At 32.6% G+C, this 22,824-nt stretch carries 23 protein-coding genes; 17 read left to right on the top strand and 6 right to left on the bottom strand.

Going from position 1 to position 22,824, the window contains the following annotated elements; genetic code table 11:
* Window positions 1-63 precede the first annotated feature (63 nt).
* Genes LQ686_RS08145 through LQ686_RS08160 form a run of 4 tightly spaced genes read left to right on the top strand, consistent with a single transcriptional unit; the run spans window position 64 to window position 3,588 of the window.
* Window positions 64-696, top strand: a complete 633-nt coding sequence (locus tag LQ686_RS08145; protein WP_151359094.1) for a bifunctional 2-keto-4-hydroxyglutarate aldolase/2-keto-3-deoxy-6-phosphogluconate aldolase — start codon at window positions 64-66, stop codon at window positions 694-696.
* A gap of 15 nt (window positions 697-711) precedes the next feature.
* Entirely contained in the window at window positions 712-1,656 is a 945-nt protein-coding gene (locus LQ686_RS08150) for a sugar kinase (RefSeq protein ID WP_037590074.1), read from the top strand.
* Window positions 1,657-1,679: 23 nt separating this feature from the next.
* Window positions 1,680-2,762 (top strand): mannonate dehydratase, encoded by a 1,083-nt coding sequence (gene uxuA / locus LQ686_RS08155; protein WP_198051837.1) that lies wholly within the window; start codon window positions 1,680-1,682, stop codon window positions 2,760-2,762.
* A complete protein-coding gene (locus LQ686_RS08160; RefSeq protein WP_151359092.1) occupies window positions 2,755-3,588 on the top strand; it encodes an SDR family oxidoreductase in 834 nt (277 codons plus the stop codon). The genes uxuA and LQ686_RS08160 overlap by 8 nt, the downstream gene beginning before the upstream one ends.
* Window positions 3,589-3,778: 190 nt before the next feature.
* Here the strand turns inward: LQ686_RS08160 and LQ686_RS08165 are convergent, their stop codons facing one another.
* The gene (locus tag LQ686_RS08165) at window positions 3,779-3,958 is read right to left on the bottom strand and encodes a VraH family peptide resistance protein (RefSeq protein ID WP_048541552.1); all 180 of its coding nucleotides are present in this window, start codon (window positions 3,956-3,958) and stop codon (window positions 3,779-3,781) included.
* A gap of 219 nt (window positions 3,959-4,177) precedes the next feature.
* Between LQ686_RS08165 and LQ686_RS08170 the strand changes: the two genes are divergently transcribed.
* A complete protein-coding gene (locus LQ686_RS08170; RefSeq protein WP_158011151.1) occupies window positions 4,178-4,333 on the top strand; it encodes a hypothetical protein in 156 nt (51 codons plus the stop codon).
* Window positions 4,334-4,361: 28 nt separating this feature from the next.
* The gene (locus LQ686_RS08175; protein WP_158011150.1) at window positions 4,362-4,523 is read left to right on the top strand and encodes a hypothetical protein; all 162 of its coding nucleotides are present in this window, start codon (window positions 4,362-4,364) and stop codon (window positions 4,521-4,523) included.
* A gap of 113 nt (window positions 4,524-4,636) precedes the next feature.
* On the opposite strand, the gene LQ686_RS08180 is transcribed toward LQ686_RS08175, so the two are convergent.
* The gene (locus LQ686_RS08180; protein ID WP_151359091.1) at window positions 4,637-4,861 is read right to left on the bottom strand and encodes a DUF3923 family protein; all 225 of its coding nucleotides are present in this window, start codon (window positions 4,859-4,861) and stop codon (window positions 4,637-4,639) included.
* 143 nt (window positions 4,862-5,004) lie between these two features.
* On the opposite strand from LQ686_RS08180, the gene lepB reads away from it, so the two are divergent.
* The gene (gene lepB, locus LQ686_RS08185) at window positions 5,005-5,592 is read left to right on the top strand and encodes a signal peptidase I (protein WP_151359090.1); all 588 of its coding nucleotides are present in this window, start codon (window positions 5,005-5,007) and stop codon (window positions 5,590-5,592) included.
* Between the two features lie 62 nt (window positions 5,593-5,654).
* Window positions 5,655-6,665 (top strand): aldose epimerase family protein, encoded by a 1,011-nt coding sequence (locus tag LQ686_RS08190; RefSeq protein WP_151359089.1) that lies wholly within the window; start codon window positions 5,655-5,657, stop codon window positions 6,663-6,665.
* Window positions 6,666-6,749: 84 nt separating this feature from the next.
* On the opposite strand, the gene gabR is transcribed toward LQ686_RS08190, so the two are convergent.
* Window positions 6,750-8,132 carry a MocR-like transcriptional regulator GabR gene (gabR, locus tag LQ686_RS08195; protein ID WP_239733265.1) on the bottom strand — a complete coding sequence of 461 codons (1,383 nt, stop codon included), beginning with the start codon at window positions 8,130-8,132 and terminating at the stop codon, window positions 6,750-6,752.
* 101 nt (window positions 8,133-8,233) lie between these two features.
* Here gabR and gabT point away from each other — a divergent pair, with 101 nt between their 5' ends.
* Genes gabT through LQ686_RS08210 form a run of 3 tightly spaced genes read left to right on the top strand, consistent with a single transcriptional unit; the run spans window position 8,234 to window position 12,285 of the window.
* On the top strand, window positions 8,234-9,520 hold the full coding sequence (gene gabT / locus LQ686_RS08200; protein WP_025904437.1) for a 4-aminobutyrate--2-oxoglutarate transaminase: 1,287 nt from the start codon (window positions 8,234-8,236) through the stop codon (window positions 9,518-9,520).
* Window positions 9,521-9,551: 31 nt separating this feature from the next.
* On the top strand, window positions 9,552-10,943 hold the full coding sequence (locus LQ686_RS08205; protein ID WP_239733266.1) for an APC family permease: 1,392 nt from the start codon (window positions 9,552-9,554) through the stop codon (window positions 10,941-10,943).
* Complete coding sequence (locus tag LQ686_RS08210; RefSeq protein WP_025904435.1) at window positions 10,906-12,285, top strand: NAD-dependent succinate-semialdehyde dehydrogenase; 1,380 nt, start codon at window positions 10,906-10,908, stop codon at window positions 12,283-12,285. The genes LQ686_RS08205 and LQ686_RS08210 overlap by 38 nt, the downstream gene beginning before the upstream one ends.
* Before the next feature lie 82 nt (window positions 12,286-12,367).
* On the opposite strand, the gene LQ686_RS08215 is transcribed toward LQ686_RS08210, so the two are convergent.
* The 3 genes from LQ686_RS08215 to LQ686_RS08225 all read right to left on the bottom strand — a co-directional run bounded on the left by LQ686_RS08215 (window position 12,368) and on the right by LQ686_RS08225 (window position 16,356).
* Window positions 12,368-13,585: a metal-dependent hydrolase family protein gene (locus LQ686_RS08215; protein ID WP_025904434.1), complete on the bottom strand. Its 1,218-nt coding sequence runs from the start codon at window positions 13,583-13,585 to the stop codon at window positions 12,368-12,370.
* Between the two features lie 17 nt (window positions 13,586-13,602).
* A complete protein-coding gene (locus LQ686_RS08220) occupies window positions 13,603-14,772 on the bottom strand; it encodes a hypothetical protein (RefSeq protein ID WP_025904433.1) in 1,170 nt (389 codons plus the stop codon).
* Between the two features lie 219 nt (window positions 14,773-14,991).
* Window positions 14,992-16,356, bottom strand: coding sequence for an amino acid permease (locus LQ686_RS08225; RefSeq protein ID WP_239733267.1), 1,365 nt, complete (start codon window positions 16,354-16,356; stop codon window positions 14,992-14,994).
* A gap of 487 nt (window positions 16,357-16,843) precedes the next feature.
* Here LQ686_RS08225 and LQ686_RS08230 point away from each other — a divergent pair, with 487 nt between their 5' ends.
* From LQ686_RS08230 to nagE, 6 genes are all read left to right on the top strand, one after another.
* The gene (locus LQ686_RS08230; protein ID WP_160166425.1) at window positions 16,844-17,485 is read left to right on the top strand and encodes a TetR/AcrR family transcriptional regulator; all 642 of its coding nucleotides are present in this window, start codon (window positions 16,844-16,846) and stop codon (window positions 17,483-17,485) included.
* Window position 17,486: 1 nt separating this feature from the next.
* Window positions 17,487-18,383 (top strand): ABC transporter ATP-binding protein, encoded by an 897-nt coding sequence (locus tag LQ686_RS08235; RefSeq protein ID WP_025904430.1) that lies wholly within the window; start codon window positions 17,487-17,489, stop codon window positions 18,381-18,383.
* A gap of 1 nt (window position 18,384) precedes the next feature.
* Window positions 18,385-19,977 (top strand): ABC transporter permease, encoded by a 1,593-nt coding sequence (locus tag LQ686_RS08240; protein ID WP_239733268.1) that lies wholly within the window; start codon window positions 18,385-18,387, stop codon window positions 19,975-19,977.
* Between the two features lie 16 nt (window positions 19,978-19,993).
* A complete protein-coding gene (locus LQ686_RS08245; RefSeq protein WP_239733269.1) occupies window positions 19,994-20,581 on the top strand; it encodes a helix-hairpin-helix domain-containing protein in 588 nt (195 codons plus the stop codon).
* Between the two features lie 80 nt (window positions 20,582-20,661).
* The gene (locus tag LQ686_RS08250; RefSeq protein WP_037590102.1) at window positions 20,662-21,018 is read left to right on the top strand and encodes a zinc ribbon domain-containing protein YjdM; all 357 of its coding nucleotides are present in this window, start codon (window positions 20,662-20,664) and stop codon (window positions 21,016-21,018) included.
* 219 nt (window positions 21,019-21,237) lie between these two features.
* Complete coding sequence (gene nagE, locus LQ686_RS08255) at window positions 21,238-22,728, top strand: N-acetylglucosamine-specific PTS transporter subunit IIBC (RefSeq protein WP_107565413.1); 1,491 nt, start codon at window positions 21,238-21,240, stop codon at window positions 22,726-22,728.
* Window positions 22,729-22,824 lie beyond the last annotated feature (96 nt).

The raw sequence follows: 22,824 nt of genomic DNA on the forward strand, positions 1-22,824 counted from the left end.
TTATAATAATACTAAATATTACTATACAATACATTGTATCATAATATGGAACGGAGGGCTATTTTGAAAAAGTATAAAATTTTAAACCAGTTACATGAAAATTACCTCGTTGCAGTTGTTAGAGGGAATGACGAGGATGAAACAAAGAAAATTGTGGATGAAATCATTAAAGGTGGATTTAAAAATATAGAAATTACGTTTACTGTACCGAATGCTGAAGAAGTGATTAATCAAGTACATAAACAATATGGTGATGATATCGTTCTTGGTGCAGGTACAGTGTTAGATGCTGCTACTGCACAAATTGCGATTAATAAAGGGGCACAATATATTGTAAGTCCACATTTAGACACCAATATATCTAAATTATGTAATGTATATTCTATTCCATACTTACCAGGTTGTAGTAGTGCAACAGAAATTATAGAAGCGTTACGCTATGGCTCTGATTTAATTAAACTGTTCCCAGGAGCACAATTAGGTGCCGGATTTATTAAAGATATTAAAGGTCCAGTACCTAATGTTGAATTGATGCCTTCTGGAGGCGTGAATTTAGATAACGTATCAGATTGGATTGAAAAAGGTTCATTCGCTGTAGGTATTGGTGGCGACTTAACGAAAGAATTTACAGGAAATAATTATGAAGTTATTTCAGAAAAAGCTCGAAAGTATGTAGAAGCTGTTAGAAATCGATGAAAGTGAGTGGTAGAAATGAGGCTTTTCACAATTGGTGATTCCATGATAGCCATGAATCCTAGTAATAAAGGACCTTTAAAATTTAATCATACATTCCAAAGAACAATTGGAGGCGCGGAATTAAATGTAGCAATTGGTGCGAGTAGATTAGGGTTAGAAACAACTTTTTATTCAAAAGTTGGTAAAGATGAATTTGGTCAACATATTATCAATAATTTACGTGGAGAAGGTATTGATACAGAGCATATCGAACAAGTACCAGGAAAAAACACGTCCGTTTATTTTAAACAAATCAATGCAGATGGAAGCGGTGCTTCATTTTATTATCGAGACAATGCACCCATTAAAGACTTAACAGAAGAAGATGTCGCACATATTAACTTTGATGATATTGATTATTTCCACGTCAGTGGTGTGTTTGTCGCATTATTGCACCATAAAATCGAACTGATTCAATCAATGATGAAAAAAGCGCAAAAAGCAAATACAACTGTAACTTTAGATCCAAACATTAGACTAAAAACTTGGTCTAAAGAAACAGCAAGTGAAAGTCTAGGCGCGTTATTACCTTATACAGATATTCTGTTAACAAGCGATGAAGAACTAGAAATTCTTAAAATAGCAACACCATTTGAAAATATTGAAGATTTATTAAAAGAACAAGACTTACAAGAAATCATTGTGAAAGGTGGACATTTACCAACACAATTTGTAAGCAATGAAGAACAATTTGAAACAGAAGTCTTTCCAGTAAGTCCAATCGATACAGTAGGCGCTGGAGATGGCTTTTCAAGCGGATACTTGTTCGCTTTAAGTAAAGGATATACAGCAAAAGAGCGCGTAAGATTCGCAAATGCAGTTGGCGGAATGGTTACAGAAGTAATAGGCGATAACGAAGGATTGCCATATTTAGAACAAGTAGAAAGTTTCTTGAGTGGTAAAGGTATAATAGAAAGATAATCGGCAATTAGGAGATGGATAAAATGGAAATGACATTTCGTTGGTACGGAAGAAACAATGACACAATTACATTAGAAGATATTAAACAAATACCTAATACAACTGGGATTGTATGGGCACTTCATGAAAAGCCAGTTGGTGTTGTTTGGGAAAAAGATGAAATTAAAGAAGAAGTTGAATATATTGAATCACATGGATTTAATGCAAAAGTTGTTGAAAGTGTGAATGTTCATGAATCTATTAAATTAGGTAATAGTGAACGTGATGAATTAATTGAAAACTACAAACAAACAATTGAGAATTTAGCTGAATATGGTGTGGAAGTTATTTGTTATAACTTCATGCCAATATTTGATTGGACTAGAACAGATATGTTCCATCCATTAGAAGATGGTTCTACAGCATTATACTTTGATTATGAAAAAGTTAAAAATTTAGATCCGAAAGAATTAATAGAAACTGTTTCAAGTGCGAGTAAAAATCTAACAATGCCAGGTTGGGAACCAGAAAAATTAGATCAAATTTCAGAACTATTTGAAGCATATAAAGATATAGATGAAGAAAAATTATGGGAAAACTTTGCATACTTTATAAACGCAATCATTCCAACTGCAGAACGTTGTGGCATTAAAATGGCAATTCACCCAGATGATCCACCATATTCTATTTTCAACTTACCAAGAATTATAACTGGTGCAGATAGTTATGAGAGAATGTTTGAAATCAATAATAGTCCAAATAATGCGATTACGTTATGTACGGGCTCTATGGGTGCTAGTAAAGATAATGATATGGCAGAAATTGCTTTGAAATACCATGAGCATGCACCATTTATGCATATTAGAAATGTTCGTATCTCCGAAAATGGCAGTTTTGTAGAGACTTCTCATTTTACAGAAGACGGTAATATTGATATTGCACAAATTATGAAACATTTATCAGATGCAGATTATAAAGGATACATTCGACCAGATCACGGTAGACATTTATGGAATGAAGAATGTCGTCCAGGATACGGATTATATGATAGAGCATTAGGAATTATGTACTTAAATGGATTATGGGATGCATATCAACTTGAAAAGGAGTCTGGTAAAAATGTTTAGTAAACATGAAAGTTTAAAAGATAAAGTCGTTGTAATTACAGGTGGAAGCGGAGTGCTTTGTAGAACAATTGCGAAAGAATTAGGCAAACAAGGTATGCAAATCGCCATTTTAAATCGTACTTATGATAAAGGTGTAGAAGTTGTTAAAGAAATAGAAGCTGAAGGTGGTATTGCTCGTAACTATTCAGTTGATGTTACGAATGAAGAATCGCTAACGAAAGCTAAAGATGAAATTTTAGAAGCATTTGGAAAAATTGACTATTTAATTAATGGTGCAGGTGGTAATAATCCTGACGCTATTACAGATTCAGAGTCATACAATGCTGAAGATAAAAAGAACTTTTTTGATTTAGAACAAAGCGGATTTGAACATGTATTTAATAATAACTTTATTGGTTCATTTGTTGCTGCCAAAGTATTCGGTAAAGAATTACTGAAGTCAGAGCATGCAAGTATTATTAATTTCTCTTCTATGAGCAGTTACGCACCAATGACTAAAGTGCCTGCATATAGTGCTGCAAAAGCTGCTATTAATAACTTTACGCAGTGGTTGGCTGTTTATTTTGCAGAGGAAGATATTAGAGTTAATGCGATTGCGCCAGGATTTTTCTTAACAGAACAAAATAGAGACTTATTATTAAACGAAGACGGAAGTCTGACGGAACGTTCAGAAAAAATATTAAGTCAAACACCTCTTGGAGAATTTGGGAAACCAGAAGCACTTATCGGTACGATTTTATGGTTATTAGATAAAGAATATTCATCATTTGTAAATGGCATTACTGTACCAGTCGATGGCGGATTTATGGCATACTCAGGCGTTTAATAGAAATTTAAATTCAAACTCATTTTAGTAATTTTGCTAAAGTGAGTTTTTTTGTGCGCAATTTTAATTGATATGCAGTCTTTTTACAAATGTAGAAGTGTAAAAGAGGTTAATTCATTACTTTAGTAAAGCGATAGTTTATAATGAATTGATCAATAAAGCCCGTTTTCAAGGAAACGGGCTTTAAATATTATTTATAATTTTTTAAGTAATACGCGCCACCTAAAAGTCCGACAGGAATCCCAAATAAAGGTGTGATGAGGACACTTAAGACAACAACCGCAACTAGTACAACTGCTATATTGTAACCTGTTAATTCTAATTCAAGTAAATCGTTGAAACTTTTCTGAAGTAATTCTTTTACTTTCATGATTAACCCTCCATAGATAATTTATGTGAAATTATTCATTTCATATTATACCATCTCATATAATTACTGGTAAAACAGATGTCATTTTCATCTCTTTAATATATATGATTACCATAATTATATATAAAATGTTGCATTTATATTATAAAGGAATATATTGTGAATATCATAAGTTTTTGAGTCTTTAAAATAATATTAACAACGAAAGAGGTATGTCATATGGGTTTTTATATAATGTTACTTTCATTTATTTTAGGTTTAGTGATTGTAGTAGTTGGCATAAAACGTAGAAAAGAACATAATATTTATAAAGGATCTATATATGTTGGTGCGGTTCTTATTATCTTTGCTATTTATTTAGGATGGCCAAAATAAAGAATAGTGTACTAAAGGGTGAATCTTTATGAAACAAATTATTGTATTAATATTAATAGCGGGTATACTTCCAGTTATCGCAACTAATTTAGAAGGAAGTTTAACCAATTTATCTGCAGTATTATGGGGAGTTTCAATATTCCTCTTTATAATAGCTGCATATAAAGTAGCAAAAAGGGTCATGAATTGAGATAGCTCTTTTAATAAAAAACAAACGATACACTCTATGACTTTATCTCTTATCTAAGTGAAAGTGACGGAGTGTATCGTTAATTTATATTTACATATTTTGATTTTGAGCTTTTAACTTTTAGAAGTGATGAGATTGACGATTAACCATACGAGTTGTGTTAAGAATGGAATGATAAAAAGTGTTGCCATGATACCGATAGAGAACCATTTTAATTCTGTTGTTTGCACAGCTCCAGTGGCATCAACTTCTCTAAACCATAAAAAGATTGAGAACGTTAAAAATGCACCAACTTCAATGATTGTTAAAATCCACCACAATATCCAAGATACTTTCATGAGAATGCCTCTTTTCAGTATATAATATATTAATGTAATATTATCATTTAAATATTAAATGAGCAATTAAGGAAAGAATGCTTGAATATATCCTATCGTTTGAATAACATGTAAATAATAGTATGAGTTTGAGGAGGGTTATAGTGGTTAAGAATTTAATGGAATGGGTTGCGTCTATCGTTGTTGCTATTGTTGTGGCGTGGCTTATTACGACTTTTTTATTTAGTAGATATGAGGTGCATGGACAGTCTATGTATCCTACGTTTAATGATAAAGACAATTTGATTGTTAGTAAAATTTCGAAAACGCTTGGTACAATTGATAGAGGTGATGTGATTATTTTTCATGCGAATGAAGAAAAGGATTATATTAAGAGGTTAATAGGTGTACCTGGTGATACTGTCAGTTATAAGAATGATCAATTATATATCAATCATGAAAAAGTTGCAGAACCTTATTTAGATTTTAATAAAAAGCATAAATTTACGGAGTATTTAACGGAAAACTTTGATGTTTCAGATACAAAAAATTCTGAAGGTGAAAAAGTAATTCCAGAAGGTAAATATTTAGTCCTCGGTGATAATCGTTTGAATAGTAATGATAGTCGCCAAGATGTTGGACTCATTACCGACGAACAAATTGTAGGGAAAGCTAAATTAAGAATTTTACCAACGAATAATATGAAATATGACTTTTACGCTGATTCGTTTGATCATGTAAATGAGAATTGATTGGAACAATATGCTAAACTTTAATTAACTGCATGAAGACTTTATAGAATAGGATGAGGCTAATGTCATTTGAGATTGAGACTTTAGATAAAGAGAAGAATATAGATTTGATTACAATCTATGATGAGCGTTCAAAGATTCAATTTACGAATTTTGGTATGCGGATTGTCGATTGGAAAATTGATGGTAGATCCGTTATCCTTGGTCCGACTGAAAGTGATGATTTAATAGAATATTATGAGCAAAATCCTTATTTCTTTGGTGCAACTGTTGCAAGATATGGCGGCAGAATTGAAGACGGTCAGTTTGTATTAAATGGAGAATCTTATCAGCTTGAACAAAATGATGGTGTTCATAATTTACATGGCGGCTCTAATGGTTTATATACTCAAGTGTGTGATTATGACATTGTTAATGAAGATGATGTTGTCCGTATTGTATATCATGTAGAATTGAAACATTCAGTTGATCATTTCCCAGGTGATATTAACATGACCGTAACACATCAATATGATTTAACAAATTTGAAATGGACAATTATATATGAAGCAACGAGTACGGAAGATACTTTATTGAATCCGATGAATCATGTGTATTTTAATTTGAATGAGACAAATGCATCTATTGAAAATCATCAACTTCATCATAACGTTCAATTCTATCCGCTTAAGGATAATCAAATTGTGGAATCTCTAGATACAGACAATATTAATGTAGAAATTGGGAAAGATAGTATAACTTTTAAAGATATATTTGAAAGTGGATTACAACAAATCAATCAATTTAATGGTATTGATCATCCGGTGACATTAGAAGATGGCACTTTCAAAGTGTCGAATGATGAATTGGAAATTGAAATGACGACTGATCAGAATGAAGTTGTCATATTTACATTGAACGAAGTAGATTGGAATGATCATCAAGACTCTATTAATGTACATAGTGGCTTTACATTAGAAACGCAATCATTACCTAATGATATTAATTTATTAAATGAAACAGCACCATCAATTTTAAGAAAAGGCGACACATTTAATAGTGTCACAAGTTATCAAATCAATTATAAGAAATAGTATATATAATAGAAGACAATCATACTTTCATAACCAATCTTGTTTAGAAGCGTTGGTTATGAAAGTATTTTTATATCTTGTTTATCAATGACTCTCATAAATTATGTCTTTTAATTTTAAAATAGCAGGTTCGATATCTTCTCGATTTATTTTCGCAAATCCAATAATGAGCGTCTTAAAGGGTGTATTTTCAGGTTCATCAGCCATGAAACGTCTAATCGTATATAATTCTATATCATGGTCATGCGCCTTCTGTTCAATCTCTTGATAACTTAAGTCTGTCTTAATATTAATTAGAAAATGCAGTCCTGCCTCCATATCGTAAATCGAGACGTCTTCTTTAAAGGCTCTTTTTAATACTTTTAGAAAAAGCTCTCTCTTTTCAGTATAAGTATGATGCATCTTTCGAATATATTTCTCATAGTTTCCGGATTTAATAAATAAATGTAGGGCGTATGCATTTATTAAGCTTAAATCTGTAATAGATGTATCTGTTATCGCATCGAATTTATATAAAAGTGGATAGGGTAAGGCCATATAGCTTATTCTCAAACTTGGCATTAATGTCTTTGCGAAAGTACCTAAATATATGACACGTTCATTCTTATCTAAACTATACAATGAAGGAATATTGTCTGTACCATATTTATATTCACTATCATAATCGTCTTCTATAATATATTTATTATGTTCAGTTACCCAGTTGAGTAATTCAATTCTTCTTGAAATTGGCATAATCGTGCCTGTTGGAAATTGATGTGAAGGTGTTGTCACGACAAAATCAGGCTTTGCCTGTTTCACATGTTCAACAGATAATCCTTTGTTGTCGAGTGGAATATTAACGACATCCTGTCCCATGGCGATAAATAGCTTTCTCATTCTTGAATAGCCGGGATTTTCGATAGCAATTTTTTGATTATTTGAAAATGCTTTGAATAAGCTACTGAGTAAGTTTGCTGTACCTGATCCGACAATGATTTGTTCAGGGTAACAGACGACACCTCTTTTGTATGAAATCAATTGAGCGATTGATTTTCTTAGCTCAAGCGGACCTTTATATACAGGGATTTCTGACATTTCATGTTTGAAAAGGTGAAAAGCTTCTTTCACATATTTTGACCATAAGTCTATTGGAAATTGTGAGATGTCTGTTGTCATATGCGATAAAGAATAACGATATGAAGATTTAATTTGAGTTGGGCTATTATTTAAAGGTTGCGTAATATGTTGATCTTGAATGATTAACTTATTTAATGCTTCAACAAAGTATCCTTGTCTTTCCTTTGTGTAAATATAACCCTCAGCGAAAAGTTGTTCATAAGCATTCTTAACGGTGTTAATACTGACATTTTGATCAATTGAAAGTTGTCTTTTGGATGGTAATTTTTCGTGACTGTTATATTTCCGAGAGAGTATATCTTGTTTTAATTTGAGATAAATTTCTCTATATTTGTAAGTTTGAGTCATATAGTTCGCCCCTCTGGTACTATTAAAAATTAAAAACTGGTACTTTTCATTATACCAATCTTTTTTTAATATGTACTAAATAAACAATAGGAGGGATTTTGATGGGTAAGACTCAAGAACAATTAGAATCTTTACGTAACGAATATGTAGCAAGAGGTGTCAGTAATGGTAATACACATATTGCTGATTTTGCAAAAGGGGCAACAGTTACAGATAAAGACGGTAAAGAGTGGATTGACTTTGCAGGAGCAATTGGTACGTTAAACGTTGGTCATTCACATCCTAAAATAACTGAACATTTAAAAAACGAGCTTGAAAGATTTATTTTACCTGGTTTCAATGTGATTATGTATGAAAGCTATATTAAATTAGCAGAGAAATTAGCAGAAATTACACCAGGTGACCATAAAAAGAAAACAGTATTACTAAATTCTGGTGCAGAAGCAGTAGAAAACGCTGTGAAAATCGCTAGAAAATATACAGGTAGACAACAAGTTGTATCATTTATTAGAGGCTTCCATGGTAGAACAAATTTAACAATGTCTATGACAAGTAAAGTAAGACCATACAAATTTGGGTTTGGCCCATTTGCACCAGAAGTATATCAAGCACCATATCCTTATTTAGCAGATAAACCTGAAGGATTAAGTGATGAGGCATACATAGATTCAGTCATTAAAGATTTGAAGAATTTCTTTATCGCAACAGTGGATCCTTCAGAAGTGGCATGTGTTGTGATTGAGCCAGTACAAGGTGAAGGTGGATTTATCATTCCAGATAAGAAATTTATTCATGCATTAAAAGATATTTGTGAAGAACATGGTATCGTATTTATTGCAGATGAAATTCAAACAGGCTTTGCACGTACTGGTAAGACATTTGCAATTGAGCATTTTGATGTTATTCCAGATTTAATGACTATATCAAAATCTCTAGCAGCAGGATTCCCATTAAGTGGCGTTGTAGGGCGTAGTGAAATTATCGATAGCCCAAATCCAGGCGAAATTGGTGGTACATATGCAGGAAATCCACTTGCATGTGAAGCAGCATTAAAAGTAATTGAAATTATTGAAGAAGAAAACTTAAATGCTAAAGCTGAACAACTTGGTGCAACGATTCAATCAAGATTAGAAGCATTTAAATTAGAACATTCATTTATAGGAGATATTCGTAGATTAGGCGCAATGGTCGCAATGGAAATTGTTGATCCAGAAACGCAATCACCTGATAAAGTTAAAACATCACAAATTGTTAAAGCTGCAAATGAAAATGGTTTATTATTATTATCAGCTGGTATTAACGGAAATGTGATTCGATTTTTAGCACCGTTAGTCATTACAGATCAAGAATTAAACAAAGGATTATCAATCTTAGAATCTAGTCTTTAAGAAATTTGACTAATAAAAATGGGGTATAATTATGAATTCTCAATTTAATAAATCAATGAACATAGCAGACGTACTATTTCTCGCGATTGGCGCCATGCTTGGATGGGGCTGGGTTGTTCTTTCGGGAGAATGGATTTCACAAGCAGGATTTCTAGGTAGTATTATCGCATTTGTAATTGGTGGATTATTAGTAATTTTTATTGGATTAACATACGCAGAGCTTGCCTCTGCAATTCCTGAAACAGGTGGCGGATTTGTATTTGTTAAGAAAGCATTTAGTCCAGGCGTAGCATTTATATCTGGTTGGTCAGTATTATTTGGTTATGTATCTGTTATTACTTTTGAAGCAGTCGCATTGCCAACTGTTATTGACTATGTCATACCATTTGAACATTCTGGTTTATTATGGAATTTAGCTGGCTGGGATGTTTACTTAACTTGGGTACTCATCGGTTCTATAGGTAGTGTTATATTAACATCATTAAACTACTTTGGCGTTAAACCTGCTGCAGTTATGCAAACTGTGTTTACAATATTTATTGTCGGCGTAGGTTTATTATTATTCTTTGGTGCTGGTTTCAATGGTGACTTTACACATCTTAAACCATTGTTTAATGGTGGTGTAGGTGGAACAATGTCTGTTCTAATCATGATTCCATTCCTATTTGTAGGTTTCGATGTTATTCCACAAATAGCTGAAGAAGTAAAAGCACCTTCTAAAAAAATAGGTGGTATTTTAGTTATCTCTATTATAGCATCGGTTATCTTCTATTTATTAATTGTGTTTGGTGTTGCAACTGGTTTAACACCAAGTCAATTAAGTACAAGTGAATTAGCAACGGCAGATGCAATGGTGAATTTATTTGGATCAAGTGGATTTGGTATATTACTCGTATTAGGTGGGATTGCTGGTATTATCACAAGTTGGAATGCATTTATTATTGGTGGTAGTCGTATTTTATATGCGATGGCGAAAAATAATATGATTCCTAAGTGGTTTGCATACATTCACCCTAAATACAAAACACCAACACACGGTATTATATTCCTTGGTGTTTTAGCATTTGTTGCACCATTATTAGGTCGACTTGCATTAGTATGGATTGTTGATGCTGGTGGCATCGGTGTTGTATTAGGTTACTTATTAGTTGCATGTGCATTTTTGAAATTAAGAAAAAGTGAACCTAATTTAGAAAGACCATATCGTATTAAAAGTGGTAAAGTAGTTGGTTGGATTGCTGTAATTTTAAGTATTGCGTTTATCGCAATCTATTTACCAGGAATGCCGTCATCACTTATTTGGCCACATGAATGGATTATCGTATTTGTATGGTATGGCATAGCAGCAGTCTTATATTTAACAAAATCAAAAGGGGATGAAGTATTTGAAACAGCTAAAAGTATACAATCCAGCAACGAATGAAGTCGTTAAGACGATTCCTTATACTTCTGAAGAAGAAGCAATTCAACAAATTGATAAAGCACAAGTTGCATATGAATCATGGCGTGAAAAAGACGCTCATGAACGTTCATCACTTTTATTAAAATGGTATCAATTAATTGATGAACATAAAGAAGAATTAGCAGAATTAATTACTCTAGAGAACGGTAAACCTTATAAAGAAGCAGTAGGCGAAGTTGCTTACGCAAATAGTTACATTCAATGGTATCAAGAAGAAGCAAAACGTATTTATGGTAAGACTATACCTGCTAATCAAAAAGGTAAAAAAATTATCACTGATCCGTTCCCAGTAGGTGTTGTTGGTGCAATTACACCTTGGAACTTCCCAGCAGCTATGATTGCAAGAAAAATGGCGCCAGCATTAGCAGCAGGTTGTACAATTGTTTGTAAACCAGCTTTAGAAACACCATTAACGACGATAAGAATGGTTGAATTGGCACATGAAGCGGGTATCCCTGAAGATGCCATTCAATATGTTGTATTAAGTGGTAAAGACGCAGGTAGAATATTTACTGAAAGTCCAATTATACAGAAGATAACATTCACAGGATCTACACCAGTAGGTAAACATTTAATAAAAGATTCTGCAAATACAGTTAAAAATGTCACGATGGAATTAGGTGGATTAGCACCAGTTATTGTTCATAAAGATGCAGATATTGAACTAGCAGTTGATCAAACGATCGCGACTAAATTTAGAAATTCAGGACAAACTTGTATAAGTGCAAATAGAATTTATGTACATCAAGATATAGAACAAGCTTATACAGAACGTTTAACTGAAAAAGTAAACGCATTAAATGTAGGAAATGGCTTAGAAGAGGGTGTTGAAATGGGTCCACTTATTAATCAACAAGCTGTAGATAAAGTCATTGACCAAATTGAAGATGCTGTTCAAAATGGTGGAGAATTGTCATTACCATTAGAACAATTAAAATTAGGTGGAAATTTCTTAAAGCCAGTCGTTATTAGACAAGCCAATCTTGATATGAAAGTGATGCATGAAGAAACATTCGGACCAATCGCTGCAGTCATGGCATACGAAGACTTAGATGACATTATTAAAGTTGCCAATGATACAGAATATGGTTTAGCCGCTTATTTCTTCACGAATGACTATCGTACAGGCTTTGATATTTATAAGAAGCTTGATTTCGGTGTGATAGGTTGGAATGATGGTGCGCCATCAGCAGCGCATGCGCCATTTGGAGGATTTAAAGAAAGTGGATATGGCCGTGAAGGCGGCATCGAAGGTATTGAACCTTATTTAGAAACTAAATATTTATCAATCGGTAATATGTAATAAATGAACCCCCTAAAAGTGACCACTTTTAGGGGGTTCTCATATGTATCTATTTCTAGAATACACTTTAAATGCTATGATATTATCTAATGTCTTTCACAATTTTGCCATCTATTGAAACGACTTTAATTTTATTTGGGTCTCTTAATACTTTGATGTCTTCTAAAGGATTTTGATCTAGTATAATGAAGTCTGCTTTCTTGCCGACTTCAATTGTACCTAAGTCGTCGTCATAACCTAAACATTCAGCAGCTGTCTTAGTAGACGAAACAATAGCTTCCATTTCTGTCATGCCGTGTTCAACCATAAGCTCTAATTCTCTTAAATTAGTTCCATGTTTGAATACACCTGCATCTGTACCCATTGCTATTTTTACACCAGCTTGATGTGCTTTCTTAAAGCTATCAATATGGTCTTGCATGACTTGTTTAGATTTCTTAATAGAATTTTCACTCATACCTAATTCTTCAGCGAACTCTATAACGGAAAGTGGTGCGAGTAATGTAGGTACGAGGTACATTTCTTTTTCTTTCATTAATTGAACAGCTTCATCATCTAAATATATACCATGCTCAATTGAATGAATGCCTGCTTCTATACATTGTTTAACACCTTGCAACCCTTGAGCATGTGCCATAACTTTTCGATTATTTCTAAATTGAGCTTCTTCTACAATGACTTTTAATTCTTCTAATGAGAATTGCGTATAATCTGGGTGGTCAGTTGCACTTGTTACACCACCTGTTGCGTGTACTTTTAATACATCAGCACCAGCTCTTAACATTTCGCGTGCTTTTTTACGGACTTCATTCACACCATCACATATGCCACTCGGTAATCCAGGATAGCCATCTTGCAAAATAGGTAGTTGTATACCGGATTTAGTATAACTGTCCCCATGGCCACCTGTAATGGTTAATGCGTTGACACTTATTTGTAAACGTGGTCCAAGTATTAAACCATCATTTACAGCTTCTTTTAAACCTAAATCTGCTCCTAAAGCATCTCGAACTGTTGTAACACCTGCATCAACTGTTCGTTTTAAATGATCAATTGCTTTGTAGAAGTTATATGAAAAAGGTGTAGATAATCTTCTTTCTAAAGGTTCCATTTCCAACATAACATGTACATGACTATCGATTATACCTGGTAATAGATATTGACCATTTCCTTCTATTATATTGTCGCCATTTAAATTACTACCAATTTCAGAAATGACATGATTTTCAACTTTTATATCAACACCTCGTTGAATGTCTTTTCCAGTACCGTCTATTAAATTGATGTTTTTTATAATCATATTTATGTCCTCCTAAATTACTTAATAAAGTTCATTAATATAGATGTTAAAATAACAGATGCAACTGTTACAGTTGTAAATCCACCGATAATCATCGGGCTCAATAACTCATTAAATACATCTTCTCTGTCTTCCTCATTATCAGTAACAGATCGACTGACTTCTTCACATAAAATAAAATCACCCGGGAAACCATATAATGCGGTTAAAGCAACTGGCAGTGCTTTAGTTGGTTTCCAACCAATTAATTTAGCACCGATAAATCCACCAATTAAAATACCAATTGTACCTATAACAAGAATAGATAAAATAGCAGGTAAGAATTCCCATAAATCATGTGGTTTAATGCCGCCCATAGAACCGATAACGATTAAAATGATAATAACCATCATAATTGTGAATGATTGATTATGTTCCAGTTCTTTTTGTTCAAACAATCCAATTTTCAATCCGATAACACCAAATAATAAACTGACTAGTGTGAAATGAATGCCTGTTACTTCACCAATCATGAAGGCAATACTTGCTAAGAAGAACATAATAAAGAGTCTGATGACATTGTTTTGAAGTAACGGATTCTTATTAAATATCGTTTCTTTCTTGGATTCGTTTTTATTAGAAATATTAGCGACATTTTTGTCTGTATGTCTATTTGCTAAGTAATATTTTGAATAGCGCTTCATAAGGATAGAACTTAATGGCATACCAATAACGCCTTGAAGAGCCTGCACGATAGCGGGTAAAACAATTAAATTTGCTAATCCTAAATCTTGAAGCTTTTCGACTGTGATGAGCAGCGCGACGATACCTCCAGCAATAGGTCCAACACCTGAAGCAGCAGTACGGAAATCAAATAGGAGTGTAACGAAGACTAATATTAAGGTTGTAGAACCCAATATACCCAATATTGATATAACAACTGCTTTCCATTGTGATTTAAGTATATGAAGCGGCATCATTGTACCCATATGCATGATAACTGGTGCAATAATAAGCGCACCTAGCGAAGGTAAAATGGCATTATCTAATATCTTTTCAGGTAAGACGCCTGCCCATGATAAAAGCAAATAACTGACCATTGCCGTTAATAACATTGGTACACGAGCCTTTGTAAGATAAGATATAATTTCCCCGAGAACGATTAATGCGAATAGTATTGTTGCTGAAATAAGCGGTTCACTAACCATTAGCATTCCCTCCTTTTTAAAGTTAATAGTCAAACTTTAGCATATCTAAATCAAGAAGTTAATAGTATTTTCTAAAAATTTAGAATATATAGATAAATATTACACTATTAATTGCATTCAATATATAACAAGAATTTAAATATTATTCGATGGTATATAACATTTGTTCAATAAAAAACAGTAAACACGTCATATGACGATGTTTACTGTTTATTAGAGTTATTCATTTGAAGTAGATTGCTTGCGATGATTCAAATAATAAATAACAAGCAATAGTACAATCCATAAAGGTGAGTACATTAATGCTGTACGTGTATCATTTGCAAAGAACAAAATAACTAATACAAATACAAAGAATATTAATGCAAGATATGATCCAATCACACCGAATGGATTTTTGAATTTAGATTTTTCGTGTAAAGATTTGTCTTCTTTTCTAAATTTGATATAACAAATTAAAATGATAGACCAAATAAAAATAAAGAATATCGTAGCTAATGTCGTAACGAGTGTAAATACGTCATCTGGTATAAAATAATTTAATATCGCAGCGAAGAATAATACAACACCTGAGAATATCAATGCTGGATAAGGTACACCACGTTTATTTGTCTTGCTTAACCCTTCAGGCGCATGACCCGTTTGACCTAAACCATAAACCATACGACTATTACTGAATAATCCACTGTTTGCAGCACTTGCAGCTGAAGTTAACACAACAAAGTTAACAATTCCTGCAGCAGCTGGAATACCAGCTAATACAAATAAATTAACAAAAGGACTTTCAGCAGGATCAATTTTATTCCATGGTGTGATACTCATAATGATTAATAAACTTAATACATAGAAAATTAAAATACGAATACCGATAGAATTAACCGCTTTAGGTAAATTCTTTTCAGGATCTTTCGTCTCACGAGCTGTAACACCTACAAGTTCAATTCCTACAAAGCTAAATACTGCCATTTGGAAAGCCAGTAAGAAGCCCATAGCACCATTTGGGAAGAAACCATTATGGCTATATAAATTATGAAATCCAGATTGAATACCTGTGCTAGATTTAAAACCATTAAATATCATCCATAAACCAATGACAATTAATAATATAATGGCGATAATTTTAATGAGTGCAAACCAAAATTCGACCTCACCAAATAATTTAACAGTCATAAGATTTAAACCTAATAGAATAACAACTGTTGCAATTGCAGAAACATATGCAGGAACATCAGGATACCAAAACTGAATATACTTAGCCACTGCTGTAATATCCGCTATTCCCGTTGCAACCCAACAAAACCAATACGTCCATCCAGTTAAAAATCCGAATAAAGGACCTAAATAATGTTCTGCAATATCAATGAAAGAATTATAGTTATTATTTGAAAGTAATAATTCCCCTAAGGCTCTCATCATAATAAATAAGAAAAAACCAATAATAATATAAACTAATAAAATAGATGGACCCGCTAGTGAAATACTCTTACCAGCCCCAAGAAAAAGACCGGTACCAATCGCGCCACCAATAGCAATTAACTGAATATGCCGATTAGACATACTTCTTTGTAACTCATGATTTTCCATTTTTAATTCGCTCTCCTTAAACACAATAAAACATATGTAAACAATAAGATTTATAAAACAATATAAAAAGCATTATACTACGATTATTTGTATTTTGCATATTAATATAAATAAATGTTTTTAAATGTAAGATAAAGGTGAGGATACATAACACGATGAGTAATGTAACTTTACTCATTTTTTTGACTTATAATTATTTGATATAGAATAAGAATAACTTAAACAAAGGAGGAGATTTCTTATGTTAACAAGTATTTTACAACCAATCGTAGATTTGATTACAGCTTTAGGTCTTTAATTTGAATTTGATTTATTTTTATATGCAAACAAAGGGGTTAGTACATAGTGCTGTAAGTACTAAATAAGCCACCAATTCGTATTTTGCGAATTGGTGGCTTTTCTATTTAGTAACAATAATTGACCAATATGGTCGATAGCGTTATGATGTAGTCGACCGAACTGGTCTAATATGTTTCGGAAGGTGTATATGATGAATGATGCATTCTATAATTTAGATGAAGAAAAGCGTCAAAAAATAATCAATTCAGGACTGATGGAGTTCTCTAATTATGGATATCAACAAAGTTCTACGAATCGTATTGTTGAAAATGCTGGTATTGGTAAAGGGATGCTTTTTTATTACTTTAAAAATAAAAAAGGATTATTTAAATTTCTTGTGGATTATTCATTAGATTTCATTGAGGAATATTATTTTAAACAAATTGATACTTCTGAGAAAGATATTTTTAATAGGTTAGTTAAACAAGCGAAAATAAAATCTAATTTAATGACGATTCATCCTCATATGTCGAAGTTTTTAACGAAAATTGTTCTGGAGGAATCTGAACATCATTATATATCTGAAGAACAAGATCAACATATTAAACAATTACAAAGTAAAGTTCAAAATGCACTATTTGAAGATTTAGAAAGGGCTCTTTTTAAAGAGGATTTGAATGTTGAAATGTCTATCAATATTATAAAGTACTCGATTGACGGTTTAGCAGAATCTATGAAGACACGAATAACGCATCAAATGATCGAGCAGAATGATTATCAAAGCTTTTATGATGAATTCGACTTATATATTAAAGAAATGCGTAAAATTTTCTATAAGGATCGTGATTAATATGACATTGTTAAAAGTAAATGATGTAACAAAGACGTTTGGTAAATTTAAAGCTTTAAACGGTGTGAATTTCACTGTTGAAGAGGGAGAAATATTTGGTTTTATCGGTCCGAATGGTTCTGGGAAATCTACGACAATTAAAGCAATTTTAGGCATGCTTAAACCTGATTCTGGTACGATTGTGGCATTTGATAAAGATGCTTGGAAAGATGCAGTTCAAATTCATAAACAAGTTGCCTATGTTCCAGGTGATGTGAATTTATGGCCAAACTTAACAGGTGGAGAAGTGATAGATTTATTTCTAAAATTAAGTGGCACTAAAAATAATGAAAAAAGAGATGAACTGATTAAAAAATTCGATTTAGACCCTACTAAAAAATGTGGGTCATATTCTAAAGGTAATAGACAGAAAGTTGCACTTATCGCTGCATTTACTACTGATGCACAACTGCTTATATTAGATGAACCGACATCTGGATTAGATCCTTTAATGGAACAAGTATTCCAAGAATGTGTATTAGAAAAGAAAAAAGAGGGCAAAAGTGTTCTATTATCAAGTCATATATTAAGTGAAGTAGAAAAACTATGTGACCGAGTCGGCATTATTAGAAAAGGTGAAATCGTAGAAATGGGAACGTTGGATGATTTGAGACATCTAACGAGAATGCATTTCGTAGTTCAGTCTAAAGAAGATTTATCAGATTTAGACGAGCAAGATGGTGTACATGATATTTCTAGAGAAGGAGAAATATATCATTTTCAAGTGGATTCAGAGAAAGTTTCTAATATTATTAAATATTTAAGCCGATTTGAATTACTGAAATTAGAAAGTATGCCACCTACATTAGAAGATTTATTTATGAGACATTATGGTGTGAATATTGAAAGAGGTGAGTAATATGAATAATCTCTTTAGTGGTGTTGGTCAATTGACGTTATTTTACCTCAAGACTCATAAATGGAAAATGCTGTTTTGGATATTAGGTATTGTCGTTTTAACAGTTATCATTCCACCAACATTTAAAAGTATGTATCCACACCAATCAGATATGCAACCAATTGTTGAAACTTCCAAAAATCCTGCAATGGAAGCAATGTTAGGACCAGGACAATTTGAACACGTATCAGTTGGCGTGTTATTTACGCACGAGATGTTGCTTTTTACTGGTATTCTCGTTGCAATAATGAGTATTTTACTTGTTTCAAAAAGTACAAGAGGAGATGAATCTGCAGGTCGTATCGAAATGATTCGAGCATTGTCAGTTGGAAAAGTATCACCTCTCGTAAGTGCACTTATTGAGATGATAATTGTGAATATCATGGTAACCATTTTGATTATGATTATATTACCTTTAATGAATATTGATAGTGTGGATTGGCAAGGTTCAATCGTGTATGCAGTTTCATTAGGATCAATTGGTATTCTATTTGGTATGATGACAGCTATTTTCTCACAGTTAACTGAAACAAGTAGTAGTGTTACGGGCTATAGTATTACAGTACTGCTCTTAAGTTATTTAGTGAGAGCTGTTGGTGACGTCATAAATGAAGATATTTCTATGATTTCACCTCTAGGATGGATTACAAGAACGTTTGCTTATTCTGAAAATAATTGGTGGCCAATCGTCATAACTTTGATAACGGCTATTATATTCTTAATGATAGCGATGATACTTTATTTCAGAAGAGATATAGAGTCTGGCTTACTGCCTTCTAAACCTGGTAAAAGAACAGCACATAAAATATGGCTATCTCCACTCGGTTTACAACTTAAATTGTATAAAGTAGGGCTTATTTCCTGGGCAATAGGGATGTTTGTATTTGGCGCTTCATATGGGTCAATATTTGGTGAGTTAGATGACTTTATTAAAGATAACGAAATGTTGCAGCAAATGGTAGCTGGTAAAGGTGATCATTATATAGAAGCATTCTTACCTACTTTAATGATTATAATGGCAATTGTATCAACTATACCTGCGCTGTTAAGTTTATACAAAATAAAAAACGAAATAGATACTCATCGTATAGAACTTATAATGTCTCGACCTATTTCAAGAATTAAATTGTTGAGTAGCTATTTAGTGGTTTCATTATTTAATGCTATTTTAATGATTTTTATAGCTGCATTAGGTTTGTATATTGCCCAAGCATCTGTGTTAGATGATCCATTTAGTTTTTGGACAATTATAAAGGCAGGAATTGTGCATATACCAGCCATTATATCTTTCGTAGCACTCGGTGTTGTACTTTTAGGATGGTTCAATAAAGGGCATTTTATCGTTTATTTATATTTAACTTATACATTTTTCGTCGTATACTTAGGACAATTATTAAATATTAAAGACTGGTTAAAAGATATAACGCCATTTCATCATATTCCTGAAATACCTGTTGAAGATATGAATTATTCGGGTATAAGTATATTAATCATAATATCTGTAGCGCTTATCATAATTGGATTTATAGGGTTTAAACGAAAAGACATTTCATAAAGGGAGCTGTGTTCGGATGACAAATTTGCCGAAAATAGGGAAACCAGCAACAAATGCTTTGAATACGATCAATATTACGACGTTAGAACAGGTTGCACAATTAGATGAACATAATTTGGCGAAACTTCATGGTATGGGACCAAAAGCAATAGGCATTTTGAAAGAAGCATTATTAGAACAAGGGTTATCATTTAGTCAATTAGATGATGATTTGAAAAATGTGAAATTCACTGTACTGGGAGATTTAAAATGTGATAACGCACCAAAAAGAAGAGTCATACGAGACATTGTGATTGCTTCAATAGTTGGTGACGAAAAGTGTCTCACTGAATGGCTAACAGATGATTTAGTATGGAATGTACCTGGTTCTTTTGAACTAATAGGTAGAAAAGCATTTTTAGAAGAAATAAATGAGCACTTGCAAAAAGTATCTAGCCTTGAAATTAAATCAATGCTTACGCACGGTAAAGAAGCTTCTACACATGGCACAATTATATTGAATTCTGGTGAGGAAATTTATTTTGCTGAAATGTATGAATTTGAAAATCATAAAAAAGATGCTAAAGTCAAAGCGATTACGTCATATATCATCATGAATCCTTAAATTTATGAAAAATCCAATACCAGTATTTATGAAAATGTGATAAATTATAGAGGTTATTATAAACTTTCGGAGGTTGAAAGATGGAAGCAATATTACCAAATTGCCCTAAATGTGATTCAGAATATACTTACGAGGACGGACAATTTTATATTTGTCCAATGTGTAATCATGAATGGTCTATAAACGACGAAGATGCATCAAATGAAGAAAACACAGTTATTAAAGATGTAAATGGTGTTGAATTAAATGATGGAGATACTGTAACAGTCATTAAAGATTTAAAAGTAAAAGGATCATCTAATTCTATTAAACAAGGCACTAAAGTTAAAGGTATCAAATTAGTGGACCCAGAAGATGGTCATGACATTGATTGTAAAATACCAGGCTTTGGACAAATTGGATTGAAGTCATCAGTTGTTAAAAAAGTGAATAAATAAACACTTAAGAGCCTGAAACATTGAAATTGTTGCAGGCTCTTAGTTTTTAGAAAGTATGTTGATATAAATATTAACGAGGTGCTTATTATTTTTGTTAAAAATAATTAATTGATTATTTTAAGTTTTTGAAATATTAATTCGTTATATACATCAAATGTTTTTTGTGGTAAATATGTAGTAGAGATTACGTTTCCAACAACTATATAAGGGGAGAAAAATATGAAGGCTTATATGCAAAAATTTGCACAGTCTCTAATGCTACCTATTTCGATTTTACCGGTAGCTGGGTTACTTTTAGGTATCGCATCTTTTATTGATTCAGGTGCAATTAACGGGGAAGGAAATAGCGTTGCGAACTTTTTAGCAAATGGTGGTTTAGCAGTTATTAATAATTTACCCATACTATTTGCGGTAGGGTTAGCATTCGGTATGTCTAAAGATAAAAATGGTGCAGCAGCACTTAGTGGACTTGTATCATTTTTAGTGGTTACACAAGTACTAAAGCCAGAAGCAATGGCGAAAGTATTGCATATTGCTGAGGATAAAGTTGATATAGCATTTACGGGTATTAGTAATGTATTTATCGGGATTATTTGTGGTTTAGTTACAGCAGCAATTTACAATAGATTTAAAGATACGAAATTACCAACAGCGTTTGCTTTCTTTAGTGGTAAACGTCTTGTGCCGATATTATCAGCAGCGGCTATGTTAGTCATTTCTATCGCACTTATGTTTATTTGGCCGCCAGTATATAATGGCTTAGTGTCATTTGGTGAAATGATTTCTAAACTTGGTCCTCTTGGGGCAGGGTTATATGGATTCTTTAACCGTTTATTATTACCATTTGGATTGCATCACGCGTTAAACCAAGTATTCTGGTTTGATATTGCGGGTATTAATGATATTGCAAACTTCTGGTCTAGTAAAGGTGAAGCGGGTATAACAGGTCGTTACCAAGCAGGCTTATTCCCAATTATGATGTTTGGATTACCAGCTGCAGCATTAGCGATTTGGAAAAATGCTGAAAAGCGTAACAGAAAAGTAGTAGGTTCTTTAATGGTTACAGCAGCGATTGCTTCATTCGTAACTGGTATCACAGAACCATTAGAGTTCTCATTCTTAGTAGCAGCACCGATGTTATTTGGTATTCACGCGTTATTAACAGGTATTTCATTATTTATAGCAGCAACATTCCATTGGACTGCAGGATTTACATTTAGTGCAGGATTAATAGATTATTTATTAAGTTTAAGTATTCCAATTGCTAATAAACCATTAATGTTACTTGTACTTGGTTTGATTATGGGTGTCGTATACTTCGTCGTATTTGATTTTGCGATTCGTACATTTAATCTTAAGACACCAGGTAGAGATGGTTTAATGGAAGAAGCGGCAAAGCAAGATCCTAGTCTTGAAGAAGATGAAGCGGGTACTTCAACAAACAACAGTGGTGTGAAAGTATCTAATAAGACAAAGCTTATATATGAAGCAATTGGTGGTAATGATAATATAGAAGTTATCGACCACTGTGCAACAAGACTGCGTCTAACATTAAAAGATACAAGTGTTGTTGATCAAGATAAAATCAAACAATCTGGCGCATTAGGAAACAAAGTGATTAGTGATAAAAATATCCAAATTATTATTGGAACTGATGTACAATTTACAGCAGATGAACTGATGCAAATGCAGCATAATCAAGGTCATTAATTCAATATATCAATATTTAAACAGTAGACATTCATTTTTATAATTTGAATGCCTACTGTTTTTCATTTATAATAATAACAATTTTGAACAAATATG

Origin of the sequence: Mammaliicoccus sp. J-M41, from assembly GCF_022385935.1 — a bacterium.
GTDB classification, from domain to species: Bacteria; Bacillota; Bacilli; order Staphylococcales; family Staphylococcaceae; genus Mammaliicoccus; species Mammaliicoccus sciuri_A.